General features: G+C 67.5%; 12 protein-coding genes and 2 pseudogenes. 3 read left to right on the top strand and 11 right to left on the bottom strand.

Translation table 11 applies throughout. The features are described from left to right. Nucleotides 1–11: 11 nt before the first annotated feature. From ABS361_10875 to ABS361_10905, 7 genes and pseudogenes are all read right to left on the bottom strand, one after another. A complete protein-coding gene (locus tag ABS361_10875) occupies nucleotides 12–935 on the bottom strand; it encodes an alpha/beta hydrolase (protein ID XBY46665.1) in 924 nt (307 codons plus the stop codon). A 65-nt stretch (nucleotides 936–1,000) separates the two neighbouring features. Beyond that, nucleotides 1,001–2,377, bottom strand: coding sequence for a ribosome biogenesis GTPase Der (gene der / locus ABS361_10880; protein ID XBY46666.1), 1,377 nt, complete (start codon nucleotides 2,375–2,377; stop codon nucleotides 1,001–1,003). A gap of 193 nt (nucleotides 2,378–2,570) precedes the next feature. Beyond that, complete coding sequence (locus ABS361_10885) at nucleotides 2,571–3,935, bottom strand: PQQ-binding-like beta-propeller repeat protein (GenBank protein ID XBY46667.1); 1,365 nt, start codon at nucleotides 3,933–3,935, stop codon at nucleotides 2,571–2,573. After that, nucleotides 3,935–4,645, bottom strand: coding sequence for a tetratricopeptide repeat protein (locus ABS361_10890; GenBank protein XBY46668.1), 711 nt, complete (start codon nucleotides 4,643–4,645; stop codon nucleotides 3,935–3,937). Before ABS361_10890 ends, ABS361_10885 begins: the two co-directional genes overlap by 1 nt. A 244-nt stretch (nucleotides 4,646–4,889) precedes the next feature. Further along, entirely contained in the window at nucleotides 4,890–5,468 is a 579-nt protein-coding gene (locus ABS361_10895; GenBank protein ID XBY46669.1) for an NnrU family protein, read from the bottom strand. A gap of 143 nt (nucleotides 5,469–5,611) precedes the next feature. Continuing rightward, nucleotides 5,612–5,966 (bottom strand): annotated as a pseudogene (locus tag ABS361_10900) (arsenate reductase). Nucleotides 5,967–6,097: 131 nt separating this feature from the next. Next, nucleotides 6,098–6,796, bottom strand: coding sequence for a glutathione S-transferase N-terminal domain-containing protein (locus tag ABS361_10905; protein ID XBY46670.1), 699 nt, complete (start codon nucleotides 6,794–6,796; stop codon nucleotides 6,098–6,100). 188 nt (nucleotides 6,797–6,984) lie between these two features. Between ABS361_10905 and ABS361_10910 the strand changes: the two genes are divergently transcribed. Continuing rightward, nucleotides 6,985–7,752 (top strand): hypothetical protein, encoded by a 768-nt coding sequence (locus tag ABS361_10910; GenBank protein XBY46671.1) that lies wholly within the window; start codon nucleotides 6,985–6,987, stop codon nucleotides 7,750–7,752. A 114-nt stretch (nucleotides 7,753–7,866) separates the two neighbouring features. On the opposite strand, the gene ABS361_10915 is transcribed toward ABS361_10910, so the two are convergent. After that, nucleotides 7,867–8,397: a GNAT family protein gene (locus ABS361_10915; protein ID XBY46672.1), complete on the bottom strand. Its 531-nt coding sequence runs from the start codon at nucleotides 8,395–8,397 to the stop codon at nucleotides 7,867–7,869. A 251-nt stretch (nucleotides 8,398–8,648) separates the two neighbouring features. Further along, nucleotides 8,649–9,554, bottom strand: a complete 906-nt coding sequence (locus ABS361_10920; protein ID XBY46673.1) for a LysR family transcriptional regulator — start codon at nucleotides 9,552–9,554, stop codon at nucleotides 8,649–8,651. A 99-nt stretch (nucleotides 9,555–9,653) separates the two neighbouring features. Here ABS361_10920 and ABS361_10925 point away from each other — a divergent pair. Then, nucleotides 9,654–10,819, top strand: a pseudogene (locus tag ABS361_10925) (MFS transporter). Nucleotides 10,820–10,854: 35 nt separating this feature from the next. Continuing rightward, complete coding sequence (locus ABS361_10930) at nucleotides 10,855–11,892, top strand: aldo/keto reductase (GenBank protein XBY46674.1); 1,038 nt, start codon at nucleotides 10,855–10,857, stop codon at nucleotides 11,890–11,892. 280 nt (nucleotides 11,893–12,172) lie between these two features. Here ABS361_10930 and guaA read toward each other — a convergent pair whose 3' ends face one another. Together guaA and ABS361_10940 are read right to left on the bottom strand one after the other, a co-directional pair. Further along, entirely contained in the window at nucleotides 12,173–13,723 is a 1,551-nt protein-coding gene (gene guaA, locus ABS361_10935; protein XBY46675.1) for a glutamine-hydrolyzing GMP synthase, read from the bottom strand. 146 nt (nucleotides 13,724–13,869) lie between these two features. Continuing rightward, entirely contained in the window at nucleotides 13,870–15,348 is a 1,479-nt protein-coding gene (locus tag ABS361_10940) for a glycosyltransferase family 39 protein (protein ID XBY46676.1), read from the bottom strand. Nucleotides 15,349–15,491: the final 143 nt, after the last annotated feature.

Below are 15,491 nucleotides of genomic sequence, written 5' to 3' on the forward strand. Positions count from 1 at the left end.
AGCCGGGCCGCTCAGCGCAGGCGGTCGGCGATGAAGGCGTCGACCGCGGCCGTGTAGGCGCCGGGAGCACCGAGGGTCGCGTTGATCGCGCCGTGGCTCAGCGGCTCGGGCAGCACCGGCGTCGTCCGGCCGCCCTTCGCCGTCCGGGCCGCGAAGGCGCGCGCCTCGTCGCAGGGGCGATCGGCACGCTCGGTCGAGCAGACGAGCAGCATCGGCACGGCCGTCGGCGACCAATGGTCGAGCGGCGAGGTCTTGCGCCAATAGGCCGGATCGCTCCCGAAAGCCTCGTCGTAGAAGCCGGCATGGCGGCCGGCCATCTTGGCGGGCACGTCGAGCACGGCCGTGTCGAGCACGACCGTGCCGGCCCAGGGCCGTCCGACGCGCGCGGGTTCGGTCGACAGCAGCGCGGCGAGATGGGCGCCGGCGGAATGGCCCATCAGCACGATCCGGCGCGGATCGCCGCCGAATTCGGCCGCATGCGCCTGCACCCACCGGAGCGCGGCAGCGACGTCGTCGGCCTGGGTATCGGCCATGACTTCGGGCAGCATGCGATAGTTGACGCTGACGAACACGAAGCCCTTCGGCAGCCAGTGCTTCAGCTTGTTGACGACGACCTCGGCGCGCGCCTTGTCCCCGACCCGCCACGCGCCGCCATGCACCATGACCAGGACCGGCGCAGCCCGGGCGCCAGGCGGCGTATAGACGTCGAGGCGCTGGGCGCCGGCCGGGCCATAGGCGCGGGTCGCGACCGTACTGCCCGGCAGGATCGTCGCCGGATCGGGCGGGGGCGCATCGGCGATGCGCGCCTGGACGCGCTCGGCGATCCGGTCGCGCATCATGTCGCGCAGCGGCCCGGCCGCGGCTGGCGCCACGAGCAGGCCGGCCGCCAAGGGCAGCGCGAAGAGCCTGGCGATCCACGCAGAGACAATGCGCATCCGATCGGTCCTCCTCGCTCCGCTTTGCGTCAGTCGCGGCCGGCCCTCGAGGACCGCATCCCGCGTCAGTCCTTGTCCTTGTCGAACGGGTTGTCGCTGCCGCGCAGGCTGAGGCGCAGCGGGATGCCGTCGAGTTCGAAGCTCTCGCGCAGATTGTTGACCAGATAGCGCGTGTAGCTCTCCGGCACCGCGTCGGGGCGCGAGGTGAACACGATGAAGTGCGGCGGCCGCGACTTCGCCTGCGTCATGTAGCGGATCTTGATCCGGCGGCCGGCGACGGCCGGCGGCGGATGGCGCTCGATGATGTTCTCGAGCCAGCGGTTGAGCTGGGAGGTCGAGACGCGGCGGTTCCAGGTCTGGTGGACCTTGGTGACTGCCTTCATCAGATCGTCGAGCCCGTCGCCCATCAGGCCGGAGAGGCGCACCAGCGGCACGCCGCGGACCTGCGGCAGCAGGCGCTCGCAGGTCTCGCGCATGTCCTTCCAGGCCTTGCCGCGATCCTCGATCAGATCCCACTTGTTGAGCGCGATCACGACCGCGCGGCCCTCGCGCACGACCAGATCGACGATTTGAAGATCCTGCTTCTCGAACGGGATCGTCGCGTCGAGCATGACCACGACCACCTCGGCGAAGCGGATCGCGCGCAGCGCGTCGGCGACCGAGAGCTTCTCGAGCTTGTCCTGCACGCGCGACTTGCGACGCAGGCCGGCCGTGTCGAACAGCTTCACCGGCCGGCCGTGCCAGTCCCAGTCGACCGAGATGCTGTCGCGTGTGATGCCGGCCTCCGGGCCGGTCAACAGGCGGTCCTCGCCGATGATGCGGTTGATCATCGTCGACTTGCCGGCGTTCGGCCGGCCGACGATGCAGATGCGCAGCGGCTTCGAGGTGTCGATCTCACCCTCATCGCCGTCCGCGACCTCCTCGCCGAGATCGACATCGACCTCGGGCTCGGTGCAATAGGGCTCCAGCGCCTCGTAGAGCGAGGCCATGCCCTCGCCGTGCTCGGCAGAGACCGCGACCGGGTCGCCGAAGCCCATCTCGTAGGCCTCGTAGGCGCCGGCCATGCCGGCCGTGCCCTCGCTCTTATTGGCGACCAGCACGACGTTCTGGCCCGTGCGGCGCAGGAGCTCGCCGAAGGTCTTGTCGAGCGGCGTCAGGCCGGAGCGGCTGTCGACCACGAACAGCACGACGTCGGCGGCGCGGATCGCCTCCTCGGTCTGGGCGCGCATGCGGCCGGTCAGGCTGTCGGCGTCGGCCTCCTCGAGGCCGGCTGTGTCGACGATGGTGAAGCGCAGGTCGCCGAGGCGCGCGTCGCCCTCGCGACGGTCACGGGTCACGCCGGGCGTATCGTCCACCAGCGCGAGCCGCTTGCCGACGAGGCGGTTGAAGAGCGTCGACTTGCCGACATTGGGTCGACCGACGATCGCGACGGTGGCGGGCATTGCGTCCTTGTTCCATTGGGGCGCGGCGGCGACGCCGCGCTCGGGTGTGGGCAGCCGGATCGGCCGCATTCGACAGTGCGGCCAGCGTGCCGCGTTCGGATCAACGCGACAAGCGCCCCGTGGTCCTCGCGGCCACGGAGCGCTTGCCGAAACAGTCATGCAGCCGGCCCGGACGGACCGGCCTGTGCGCCGGTCAGTTGTAGGCGGCGAGCGTCCCACCGGCGGAGAGCACGATCAGCTTACCGCCGACCGCGATCGGCGCGATCATGGCCGGATCGCCGATCGACTGCGTGCCGGTCACCTGACCCGACTTCGGATCGACCGAGATCATGCCGCCCTCGTTGGAGACGAGCCAGAGCTGACCGCCGGCGAGCAGCGGGCCGGCCCAGTTGGTGCGCTTCTTCTTCTCACGCGTGACCGGCAGGCGGCTCGACCACAGGACCTCGCCGGTCTTGCGGTCGAGAGCGATGAGATTGTCGTCGAGGTCGTTCAGGAACACCGCGTTGCCCGAAACCGCCGGCGTGTGGGCGGAGCCGACCGACTGGTCCCACAGGCGCTGGCCGGTCTTCAGCGAGATCGCCGCGGTGCGGCTGCCGACGCCGGTCACGTAGACGACGCCGTCGGAGACGACCGGGCTCGCCGAGATGTCCGAGAGGCCGGAGACCGCGAAGCTACGGCTGGCGCGCGCCAGCGCGTCGCCCCAGACCGGCTTGCCGGTCTTGATGTCGAGCGCGACGAGCTCACCCGAGGTGAAGGGCGCGACCACGATGCCGCCGACGACGGCGGGATTGGCCGAGCTCAACAGGCCGCCGATTTCCGGCACGCCGTTGAAGGTCCACAGTTCCTTGCCGTCGGCGGCCGACAGGCAATAGATGATGTTGGCCTGGCTGACCACGAAGATCTTGCCGTCGCCGACGGTCGGCGCGCCACGCGCCGGCTCGTTCAGCTTCTTGTCCCAGAGCTTGTTGCCCGAGGCGGCATCGAAGGCGACCACGTTGCCGTAGCCGGTCGCCGCATAGACGCGCGGGCCGTCGGTGGTCACGCCGCCGCCGGTCGTCACGGCGTCGATGTCGGCCGGACGGGCGCTGACGCGCCAGAGCCGGCCGCCGCCGTCGAGCGACGATGCGGTGATGTTGCCGTTCGGATCGTAGACGAAGATGCGGCCGTCCGCGGCGACGGGCCGGGCGAACAGGCGCACGGTCTCGCGCGTCATGCTGCCGGCGCCGATGTCGGCGGCGCTGGTCGACCAGACACGGCCGCTGCCGCCGGCGATCGCGACGTTGCCGGGATCGTTGCCGGTCGGGCCGCCCGCGCCGACCCAGGCGTTGACGTTGCGCGTGCCGCCGATCGAAACCGGCTTGTTCTTGGACATCTGCGCCGGGCTCTGGTCGCTCAGCACCGGCAGGCGTTCGCCGGGAAGCTGCTTCTTCGACGAGCCGAACGGGTTGATGGCGCCGATCGCGTCCTGAATGTCGTCGGTCGAGGTGCAGCCCGCGAGGCCCGCTGCAAGAAGAACGGCGGCGGCGAGACGGAACGGCTTCCGGGTGGCGAAGGACATCAGGGGGCCTTTCCGGTCGATGCGGCGGGGGCAGAGCCGGCGGCGCCGGCGGCCTTCTTCTCGGTGGCGGCGGTGATCAGGCCGGTGAGCATCTTGGCATGCTCGGCGAGCACGCGCGGCGTCTGCGGATCGGCGTCGATCTCGTCCAGCCGCTTGGAGGCCCCGGCATAGTCGCCGGCCTTCCAGGCCGCGAAGGCCAGGATCTCGCGTGCGGAATGGCGCCAGGCACCGGTCGCCGTATCCAGACCGGCGACGCGCGCCTCGACCTTGGCACGGTCCTCGATGTCGAGCGCGATGTAGCCGGCACGCACGCGGGCGAAGTCGGCGAGCAACGGCGGCGTGCCGGCCTTTGCGGCGACCGCGTCGAAGGCCTTGAGCGCGCCCTCGGCGTCGCCGGTCTGCTGCCGGGCGCTCGCGGCGCGGATCAGGGCCAGCGCCGGATAGCCGCCGTCCGCGGTCTTGGCGAAGGCCTCCAGATTGGTCTCGGCGCCGGCGAGATCGCCGGTCTCGATCTGCTTCAGCGCGGCGACATACTGATCGCCCTGCGCCTGGGCGCGGGTGTCCTGCCAATACTCCCAGGCGCGCCAGCCGGCGACGCCGAGCACGATCAGAACGGCCACGGCGAGGAGAAGACCACTGTAGCGATCCCAGAGCCTGCGCAGCTGGTCGCGCCGCAGGTCCTCGTCGATCTCGTTGAAGATATCCGCCATTCCGACCCACACTCCGGCGGTTGCCCCGCCTTCTATGAAAACCACACGCACCGACCGTTCTGCCGACGCGTGCGACACGCCGGCTCCCGCTCGGGGGCCGCACCATACAATCTCGTTCCGCGCCCGGCAAACCGAGGCCGCGGGCGGGTTTCTACACGGGACCGCGCGCCTGAGAAAGCACGAGCCCCACGGTCGGCTCGGGAAGTGAACCGGATTCGTGGCGCCCGCGTGGCAAAGCGGCCGTTCACGCCGATGGAAGCGGAGAGACGCCGATCAGCAACAGGTGCAGGCGCGCGACGAACAGGCCGTAGACCACGAGGCCGAGCACGATCGCGATCGCGTCGTTGCGGGTGAAGCCGGCGACCGGCGCCGGCACCGGCGCGCCGCGACGCTTCAGCGAAATTCGGTCGATCACGCCCCAGGCGAGAAACCCGCCGAACAGGAGGAGATCCGGCAGCGTACCGTTGGCGAGCAGGTGGCCGAAGGCCCACAGCTTCACGGCGGTGATCATCGGATGCTTGAGCGTCGCGCGAATCCGGCCGGGCAGATAGGCCGCGAACAGGAGCGGGAACACCGGCAACATCAAGAGAAGGTTCAGGTGCACGAGCGCCTTCGGCGGCGTCCAGAGCACCAGCGCGCCGTCGGCGCGCGCCTGACCATAGCCGATCACGATCAGCACCAGACCGACCAGCGAGACGAGCGCGAACAGGCCCTTGTAGGGCGTCTCGCCGAGCCGCGTCGCGAGACCGGCACGCAAGCCGGGACTGGCGGGCACGAGATGGGCGCCGAGAAAGACGACGAGACCCAGAACCAACAGCAGCATGACCGATCCCTTCCCGCTCCGGAGCGCGCCGTTTTTCGCACCCCCACGGGCGCGGTGCAACGCCTCCCGTGCCGAACGGCTACCGTTGTCGACCGAGGCCGGGGCGCACCGACCGATGCCCGAGAGCGGGCCGAACGCGTGCCTCAGCCGCCGAGTGTGGCGGCAAAGGCGGCCGGGTCAAACCCGACGAGCAGCGCCTCGCCCGCCTCGACGACCGGCCGCTTGATCATGCTCGGCTGCGCGCGCATGAGCGCGACCGCCTTGGCACGATCGATATCGGCCCTGTCGGCGTCGGGCAGCTTCTTGAAGGTCGTGCCGGCGCGGTTCAGCACCTTCTCCCAGCCGACGCGTTCGACCCAGCCCTCGAAGCGCGTTCGGGGCGCCAGCCTTCTTGTAGTCGACGAAGCGATAGGCGACGCCCTGCGCATCGAGCCAGGCGAAAGCCTTCTTCATCGTGTCGCAATTTTTTATTCCGTAGATCGTGACGGGGGCGGACATCGGGGGCGTCTCCGGGTGGGATGGTTCCGGGCTAGCGGACGATGCGCCCGCCGGCAAGAGGCCGCGGCCGGCGCGGCGCGAGCCCGGATCCGCCGAGCCGTTCGCGCTGGGACAGATCAGGCCGGATCCGATCAGGCGGGCACCGTCAGGCCGCGCTGGACCGCGGGGCGCGCGAGGCCGCGCTCGAGCCACGCCGGCACGGCCTTCAACGCGTCGTAGCCGACGATGTCGCGGGCGCCGTAGAAGCCGATCAGGTTGCGGACCCAGCCGAGGATCGCGATGTCGGCGATCGTGTAGTCGGTACCCATGATCCAGTCGCGCCCCGCGAGCCGCGCCTCGAGCACGCCGAGCAGGCGCTGCGTCTCGGCGCGGTAGCGCTCGTGCGGACGCTTGTCCTCGTACTCGCGGCCGGCAAACTTGTGGAAGAAGCCGAGCTGCCCGAACATCGGCCCGATCGCGGCCATCTGGAAGAAAACCCACTGTAGCGTCTCGTATCGCGCGGCCGGGTCGGCGGGGATGAACCGGCCGGCCTTCTCGGCGAGATAGACCAGGATCGCACCGGACTCGAACAGCGCAAGCGGCTTGCCGCCCGGACCGTCGGGATCGATGATCGCGGGGATCTTTCCGTTCGGGTTCAGCGACAGATACTCGGGCGTCCAGGTCTCGTTGGCGCCGATGTCGATCCGGTGCGCCTCATAAGGCAGGCCGATCTCCTCGAGCAGGATCGAGACCTTCACGCCGTTCGGCGTCGGCGTCGAAAACAGCTGCAGCCGATCGGGATGCGCGGCCGGCCACCGGCCCAGGATCGGAAAGGTCGTCGCGTCGAGCATGGGGGTCTCCGGATGGGGCGGGACGGCAGGGCCGAGGGAGGTCGGCGAAGCGGCACACGATATACGAGAATTTAGTGATCCGTTGCCTACGTAACGCTCGTCAGATAAATTCAACCAGAGAGAATACAGCACCACAATGCACCCAGCCCATTTTATCCATGGGCTCTTCGAGAGCGACGGGCTGTCATATGAGCATCTACAACAGTCGAGATTTTATCACTGAGATAAAGAAGAACCCCGAGAATTTCTATATTATTCATTATTCATGCCAGAGCTTGTATGATGATAACGAGGCCCTATCACCTCGAATAACATCGATCGCCATAACTCATTTTGCGACAGAGCAGACACTGAGCTTTTCAACTCATTCGATAGCTGAAGAGTTACACATCGGACGCGACGCCGTTCGCGACCGCTTCGATGAAGTGGAAAGGAAACTTCTCAGAGACTTCTATGCTTTCGTCCGCGATCGGCGCGATAAGTATTGGATTCATTGGAATATGAGGAATCTCACCTACGGGTTCGAGCACCTGGAACATAGGTTCCGTGTACTTGGCGAAGTGGATAGCCCGGTCATACCCGTCGAAAGGCGCCTCAATCTTAACGATCTTCTTTCAGATCGCTATGGAAATGACTACGCAAAACATCCGAAGATGAGGTCTTTGATGGAACTTAACGGCGGAATCCACCGCCACTTTCTTACTGGAGAAGAAGAAGTCCAAGCGTTTAGAAACCATGAATTCATACGTATGCACAATTCCACATTATCAAAAGTTGGCTTTCTTAGTTCTACGATCAAGAAACTTATCAGCGGCAAATTGCGAACTGCGTCTCGCGGGATCGGAGTTATGCTGGATCGGATCTTTGAAAGTCGAGCCGCGAAGGCTGTTGGCCTAGGCGGCACAGCAATTTCGATCTGCGTGGGCGCTTGGCAGACATATCTTTGGTTAAAATGACTGAAAATATAATATTTTCCGATCCAATTATCACAGAAACCGATTTCATTATCAGTTTTATCGATTTTTATTAATACGAAGCTCGCAAGGAGACTGATAGTCACCTTTCTGCACCTACCCCACCCACTCCTTGCTCAAAATCGCATACTGCATCGTGTCCACGTACCGCGGCATCCCGTCTTCCCCGGTCTCGAACGAGATGAACTCACGGAACAGCCCCTCGGCGCGCATGCCGAGCCGTTCGCACAGGCGGCGGGAGGGGTGGTTGTCTTCTTCGACATAGGCGTAGAGCCGCCGCGCGCCTTCGACGCGGAAAAGGTGGGAGAACAACGCGCGCGCCGCTTCCGACGCGTAGCCGGCGCCGGCGACGTCCTCGTGAAAATTCCAGCCGACGGAATAGGTGTCGGGCGGCTCGTGAAAGCGGAACAGGTCGCCGATCACGCGGCCGCCCTCGCGCAGACAGACCGCGACATAGTCGTCGGCGCGAGCGCGCGTCTCGGCCTCAGCGCGGGCGGCGTCGAGGTCCGCGAGCGCCATATCGAGGAAGCAGGCCGAACGCGGCGCGTGCAGATAGGCGAACAGGTCGGCGGCATCTTCCGACCGGAAGTTCCTGAGCACGAGGCGCTCGGTCTCGACGGTGTCCATGTGGGCCTCCTGTCTCGTCGACGGAGCAGGCCCCTAGTCGAGAGCCGTGGCCGAAACACGGCATGGCTCCAGGTCGGACCGCGACGGGACGTGCGCCGTCGCCGCATCCCGGACTCCGCGCCCCGGGCTCCGCGACCCGGTCGGCCGTCGGCGGTTGGGGACAGGTCCCCGATCAGGAGATCGAGGAACCTGCGGTGAAGGACGGTGCCCGCCGACGCGTGGTCGCTCGCGCCCGCGACACGACCGCCCGCCTATCCGACCTTGCCGCGCTCGCCGAGGAAATCGAGCAGCGCGCGGACGCGCGAGGGCAGCGGGCCGCCCTGTCCGATGTGAATGGCATGGAAGGCCTCGCGATCGCCGGGGTTGAGGTGTTCGAGCACGGGTACGAGGCGGCCGCTCGCGATGTCGGCGCGCACCGTGAAGGCGGCGAGGCGGGCAAGGCCGCCGCCGCCGAGGGCGAGGTGCCGTAGCGCTTCGCCGTCGCTCGCCTGCACGCGGCCGACCGTCGGAACGACGATCGTCTCGTCGCCCTGCTTCAAAGGCCATCCATCGACGGTGCGGACATAGCCGAAGCCGAGGCGGCGATGGGTATCGAGATCGTCGAGGGTCTTCGGCTCGCCGAAGCGGGCGAGATAGGCCGGCGCGGCGACGATCACCATCGCGGTCTCGCCGAGCTTGCGGGCGACGAGGCTCGAGCTCTTCAAGGGCCCCGCCCGCACCGCGACGTCGGTGCGTTCGGCCAGGAGATCGACGATCTGGTCGGTTTGCACCAGATCGAGCGTCACACCGGGGTGGCGCTCCAGGAACGCGGGCAGGATCGGCGCAAGAATATGGGTGGCGTAGGAGGCGCTGGTGTTGAGCCGGATGCGCCCGACCGGTTGCTCGCCGGCGCCGGCATTGCGCTCGGCATCCTCGATATCCGCCAGGATGCGCGTCGCCCGCTCGAAGAAGGCGCAGCCCTCCGGGGTCAGCTGGAAGGCGCGCGTGGAGCGGTTGACGAGCCGGGTGCCGAGCCGCGTCTCGAGCCTTGCGACGAGCTTGCTCACCGCCGACGGCGTCATGCGGCAAATGCGGGCGGCGGCCGAGAAGCCGCCGTGTTCGACCACGCGGGTGAACACTTCCATCTCGCCGGAGCGGTTGATCTCGGGGCGCGCCATGGTCCTTCAATTCACAAATGATGTTCCATCTCGCATTCTATATCATCTACGCCGGCATCGCTATCTCTCGTCCCGACAGTCACAATCGCGGGACGGATCATGCCTTTGGCCCTTTATGCCCTGACCGCCGGCGCCTTCGGCATCGGCGTCACCGAATTCGTCATCATGGGACTGCTGCTGGAGGTCAGCGCCGATTTCGGCGTGACGATCGCAGCGGCGGGCCTGCTCATCTCCGGCTATGCGCTCGGCGTCGTGGTCGGCGCTCCGGTGTTGACCGTCGCGACCGCGCGACTGTCGCGCAAGACCGTGCTCATCGCCTTGATGGCGATCTTCGTCGCCGGCAATACGGCTTGTGCGCTCGCGCCAAGCTACGGGTTTCTGATGGCGGCCCGCGTGCTGACCGCTTTCGCGCACGGCACCTTCTTCGGCGTCGGATCGGTGGTCGCGACGAGCCTCGTCGCCGCCGATCGCAAGGCCTCGGCCATTGCGGTGATGTTCACCGGGCTCACTGTCGCCACGATCCTGGGCGTGCCGCTCGGCACCTTCATCGGCCAGCATCTCGGCTGGCGCGCCACCTTCTGGGCGGTCGCCGGCATCGGCCTCGTCGCGCTCGCCATCATCGCTACCCTCGTGCCGCGCGATGACACGCCGATCGAGGTGAGCGACTGGCGGGCCGACCTCGCCGCGATCCTGCGGTTGCCGGTTCTGCTCGGCCTCGCGACCACCGTTCTCGGCTATGCCGGTGTCTTCGCCGTCTTCACCTATATCGCGCCGATGCTGACGCGGATCAGCGGCTTCCCGGAGGCCGCGGTGTCGCCGATCCTGCTCGTCTTCGGCGGCGGGCTCGTCGCCGGCAATCTCCTCGGCGGCAAACTGGCCGATCGCTCGCTGGTGCCGACGGTGTTCGCGACCCTCGTCGCACTTGGCCTGGTGCTGATGTTGATGTCGCCCGGCCTCGCCTCGCCGATCGCCGCGGTCGTGCTGGTCGGCCTGCTCGGCGCGGCGGCCTTCGCGACCGTCGCCCCTTGCAGATGTGGGTGCTGTCGAAGACCGAAGGCGCCGGCCAGAGCCTCGCCTCGTCGTTCAACATCGCCGCCTTCAACCTCGGCAACGCCATCGGCGCCTGGGTGGGCGGCCTCGTCATCGATCACGGTCCCGGCCTTGCCGCCGTGCCGCTCACGGCCGCGCTGTTCCCGCTCGCCGCGATCCTCGTCGCCGGGCTCGCGGTCGCGCAAGACCGTAGCCTGCAGCGCGCGCCCTGCTGAAACGCTTGCCCCTCCAGCCCACGAAAGGACATCCCATGGAAACGCGCCTTCTCGGCCGCTCCGGCCTCAAGGTCCCGGTCCTCAGCTTCGGTGCCGGCACCTTCGGCGGCTCGGGCCCCCTCTTCGCCAACTGGGGCACCAGCGATGCCGTCGAGGCACGACTCCTCGTCGACATCTGCCTCGAGGCGGGCGTCAATCTCTTCGATACGGCCGACGTCTATTCGAACGGCGCATCAGAGGAAGTGCTCGGCGCGGCGATCAAGGGCCGGCGCGACGCGGTGCTGATCTCCACCAAGACCGGCCTGCCGATGGGCGACGGGCCGAACGACGCCGGCACCTCGCGCCTTCGCCTCACCCGTTCGGTCGAGGCGGCGCTGTCGCGGCTCGGCACTGACTACATCGATCTTCTGCAACTCCATGCCTTCGACGCCGGAACGCCGGTCGAGGAGGTTCTCTCGACGCTCGATGCGCTCGTGCGGGCCGGCAAGGTCCGTTACGTCGGCGTGTCGAACTTCGCCGGCTGGCAGATCATGAAGTCGCTCGCGGTCGCCGAAGCGCAAGGCTGGCCGCGTTATGTCGCCCATCAGGTCTACTATTCACTCGTTGGCCGCGACTACGAATGGGATCTGATGCCGCTCGGCGCCGATCAGGGTGTCGGCGCGCTCGTCTGGAGCCCGCTCGGTTGGGGACGGCTGACCGGCAAGATCCGGCGCGACGTGGCCCTGCCGGAAGGCAGCCGGCTGCACGAGACCGCCCAGTTCGGGCCGCCGGTCGACGAGGAACGGCTCTACCGTGTGATCGACATTCTCGACGACCTGGCCAGCGAGACCGGCAAGGCCGTACCGCAGATCGCGCTCAACTGGCTGATCCAGCGTCCGACGGTGTCGTCGGTCATCATCGGCGCGCGCAATGAAGCTCAGCTCCGCCAGAACCTGGGAGCCGTCGGCTGGGTGCTGACGCCGGACCAGATCGCCCGGCTCGACGCGGCGAGCACCGTGATGCCGCCCTACCCACACTTTCCGTATCGGATCCAGGACGGCTTTGCCCGACGCAATCCGCCGATCGTCAGTTGATGAAGGCGGAGACCTTCACGGTCGAAGGATCGATCCCAGCACCGCGCGGCTTGGGGCGGGGGGCGAGATCTGACGAGCCGAAAAGCGCCGCGTGTCGGGGACCGGCGCCTGACGCGGGGCACCGAATGTACATCGACTGCGCAAGCGACAGGCCAAGGCAAAACTCCCGAAGGTCCGGCGAGCGCGGCATAGGATTAGATCGCGCGTGCCGGATTTTCGAGATTTCAGCTAGTTATGAGGATGTGGCGATCGTTCGCGAAACGCTGCGAACGATCGTCTTTCATTCCCACTCGATTGTGCCCGGCGGCTTCGACGTCACGTCGTAGACCACACGGTTGACGCCGCGGACCTCGTTGATGATGCGGGTCGCGGCGCGGCCGAGGAAGTCCATGTCGAAGTGGAAGAAGTCCGCCGTCATGCCGTCGACCGAGGTCACGGCGCGCAGCGCCAGCACGTGCTCGTAGGTGCGGCCGTCGCCCATCACGCCGACGGTCTGCACCGGCAGAAGCACCGCGAAGGCCTGCCAGATCGCGTCGTAGAGACCGGCCTTGCGGATCTCGTCCAGATAGATCGCGTCGGCGCGGCGCAGGATGTCGAGCTTTTCGCGGGTCACACCGCCGGGGCAGCGGATCGCCAGGCCCGGGCCCGGGAACGGATGCCGGCCGACGAAGATCTCCGGCAGACCGAGTTCGCGGCCGAGGGCGCGGACCTCGTCCTTGAACAGCTCGCGCAGCGGCTCGACCAGCTTCAGCTTCATGTGGTCCGGCAGGCCGCCGACGTTGTGGTGCGACTTGATCGTCACCGACGGGCCGCCGACCGCGGAGACGCTCTCGATCACGTCCGGATAGAGCGTGCCCTGCGCGAGGAAGCCCGCGCCGCCGATCTTGGCCGCCTCGGCATCGAAGACCTCGATGAACAGGCGCCCGATCGTCTTGCGCTTCTTCTCCGGGTCGGTCTCGCCCTCGAGCGCGGTCAGGAACGTCTCGCTCGCGTCCACGTGGACGAGCGGGATGTTGTAATGGTTGCGGAACAGGCCGACGACCTGCTCGGCCTCGTTCATGCGCATTAAGCCGTGGTCGACGAAGATGCAGGTGAGCTGGTCGCCGATCGCCTCGTGGATCAGCACCGCCGCAACCGCCGAATCGACGCCGCCGGAGAGGCCGCAGATCACCTTCTCCGACCCGACCTGCGCGCGGATCTTCGCCTTCATCTCCTCGCGGAACGCCGCCATCGTCCAGTCGCCCGGCAGGCCGGCGACGTGATGGACGAAGTTCGAGATCAGCTTGGCGCCGTCCGGCGTATGCACCACCTCGGGGTGGAACATCACGCCGTAGAACTTGCGCTTCTCGTCGGCGATGTAGGCGTAGGGCGCGTTCTCGGAGGTGCCGATCACCTCGAAGCCCTTCGGCGGCCGGATCACGCGGTCGCCGTGGCTCATCCAGACCTGATGCCGGGTGCCGGCGTCCCACAGGCCGTCGGTCAGCGAGGTCTTGCCGGCGACCGTCACATAGGCGCGGCCGAATTCACGGTGGTCGGCGCTCTCGATCTCGCCGCCGAGCTGCTCGACCATGCACATCTGGCCGTAGCAGATGCCGAGCATCGGCACGCCGGCCTCGAACAGCGCCTGCGGCGCGCGCGGGCTGTTCGCCTCGGTGGTCGAGGCGGGACCGCCCGACAGGATGATCGCCTTGGGGCGCATCCGCTCGAAGGCCTCGCCGGCCTTCTGATAGGGCACGATCTCCGAGTAGACGCCGCACTCGCGCACGCGGCGCGCGATGAGCTGAGTGAACTGGGAGCCGAAGTCGACGATGAGGACGGTGTTCGTGTGCATGGGCGGGATTTACGGGAGTTGCGCGCCGGAGGCAAGGCGCCGGAACCCACCATTCCCGCCATTCTGGCCATGGCCGCTCTGCACCGGCCGCGTCTCCGAGCCGTGCCGTGAAGAGCGGCCGTGTCCGCGCTAGGCCATGCCGCGGCTCAGTTGCCCGACTTCGGCGGTCGCATCATGAGCACCCAGCGGTAGGGCTTGCCCTCGACGCCCCAGATCCGGCGCGCCAGCACGATCGGGCGCTCGATCAGGCCCGGTCCGAAGCGCTCCCTCGCCAGCGTCTGGCAGCGGTCTCCCGAGGCGCAGCAGACGATCGCCAGCCCTTCGCGATCGACGCGTCCGGGCGTGATCCAGGGCGAGCGGGCGTAGTCGAGTTCGACCATCTCCGACACCGGGCTCTTCGTATAGAAGACCACCGGATGCGCGTTGGAATCGAGGCCGCCGACCAGCCTCAGCGGTGTGCCGGTGGTCTCGGTCCAGATCCGACCGACCTCCTCGGCGAGCTCGCGCTCGGGCTTGAACAGGATCTTGCCTTGGGTCAACGCCTGCACGCCGTAGATCGCCGGCGTCGAGGCGATCAGCCCGGCGTAATAGATCACGACGATCGCGACCAGCCGGCGCAGGTTCACGTCGGCATCGACGATGCCGGGCACCGACAGGATCGCCCAGACGCTCAGGAACCAGAGCGGCAGCCCCCAGACCGACGAGAGTTCGGCCTTGGCGACGATGCCGAGGCCATAGGCGGCCAGGAACGGCACGATCCAGAGCACCAGCATCGCGCGGCGCGACGGATCGGCGAAGGAGAACACCTCCTTCAACGCGGCCCGTTTCTCGCGCGGCAGGATCGCCAGGATGGCCAGCAGCATCGGCAGCTGCCAGGCGAGCTGCGACAGCGGGAACTTCACGATGTAGAGCAGATAGCGCCCGGTCGTCGCTGCCCGGTGCTCGCCGGCATAGGCGAAGGGACCGAAATCGTGGTGGAACAGCCACCACAGATGCGGCCCGAACACCGCGAGGCCCGCGATCACCACGGCCACCGCCGCGGGCGACAGCAGGATGCGCCAGCGGTCCGGCCGCATCAGCACCACCACGGCGGCGGCGATCAGCAGCACGCCGGAGAAGTACTTGCCCATCATCGCCAGACCGGCGAGGACGCCGACCAGCGCACCGTTCACGATGGTCGGCCGCTCGATCGCCTTCAGGAAGACGAAGGCGAACCAGGGCCAGATCGCGAGCAGGATCGAATTGGCGTTGAACTTGATCGCCATGAAGCCGTAGAGCGGCGTGATGGCGAGCAGCAGGACCGATGCGATGCGGCGCGCGCCGCGATCGTAGAGGCCGACCAGCATATAGACGCCGAGCAGGCCGATCGCGGTATTCACCGCCGAAAGCAGGAAATAGGCCCAGTCCGCGCGCGGCAGGATCGTGAACCACGCGGCCGTCACCCAGGCGAACAGCGGCGGATGCTTGAAGTAGCCGAGCTGCCACTCGCGGCCCCAGGCGAAATTCTCCGCCATGTCGCCGGAGGTCGACAGGTTCTCCTGGGTCAGGACGGGGTAGATCGTCCAGACGAAGACGTGCGCCAGCAGCGCCACGGTGATCAGCGTGGTCGGGGACAGGCGTCCCAAGACCTCGCCGATCCGGAGTTCGAACCGTCGGAACGCGTCCGCAAATCTGTCAGTACCGGCCGTTTCGCTCAAACGCAATTATCACTCCGCCAACACCAAAACGGCCCGCGCGCGCCCCCGCGGCGACCGTACCATGCACTGGT

This window comes from Ancalomicrobiaceae bacterium S20, assembly GCA_040269895.1.
Lineage (GTDB): Bacteria > Pseudomonadota > Alphaproteobacteria > Rhizobiales > Ancalomicrobiaceae > Methyloraptor > Methyloraptor flagellatus.

Bases quoted from the DNA above. Each gene is read 5' to 3' on its own strand.
- ABS361_10875 (XBY46665.1), bottom strand. From the start codon at position 935: ATGCGCATTGTCTCTGCGTGGATCGCCAGGCTCTTCGCGCTGCCCTTG.
- der (XBY46666.1), bottom strand. From the start codon at position 2,377: ATGCCCGCCACCGTCGCGATCGTCGGTCGACCCAATGTCGGCAAGTCG.
- ABS361_10885 (XBY46667.1), bottom strand. From the start codon at position 3,935: ATGTCCTTCGCCACCCGGAAGCCGTTCCGTCTCGCCGCCGCCGTTCTT.
- ABS361_10890 (XBY46668.1), bottom strand. From the start codon at position 4,645: ATGGCGGATATCTTCAACGAGATCGACGAGGACCTGCGGCGCGACCAG.
- ABS361_10895 (XBY46669.1), bottom strand. From the start codon at position 5,468: ATGCTGCTGTTGGTTCTGGGTCTCGTCGTCTTTCTCGGCGCCCATCTC.
- ABS361_10905 (XBY46670.1), bottom strand. From the start codon at position 6,796: ATGCTCGACGCGACGACCTTTCCGATCCTGGGCCGGTGGCCGGCCGCG.
- ABS361_10910 (XBY46671.1), top strand. From the start codon at position 6,985: ATGAGCATCTACAACAGTCGAGATTTTATCACTGAGATAAAGAAGAAC.
- ABS361_10915 (XBY46672.1), bottom strand. From the start codon at position 8,397: ATGGACACCGTCGAGACCGAGCGCCTCGTGCTCAGGAACTTCCGGTCG.
- ABS361_10920 (XBY46673.1), bottom strand. From the start codon at position 9,554: ATGGCGCGCCCCGAGATCAACCGCTCCGGCGAGATGGAAGTGTTCACC.
- ABS361_10930 (XBY46674.1), top strand. From the start codon at position 10,855: ATGGAAACGCGCCTTCTCGGCCGCTCCGGCCTCAAGGTCCCGGTCCTC.
- guaA (XBY46675.1), bottom strand. From the start codon at position 13,723: ATGCACACGAACACCGTCCTCATCGTCGACTTCGGCTCCCAGTTCACT.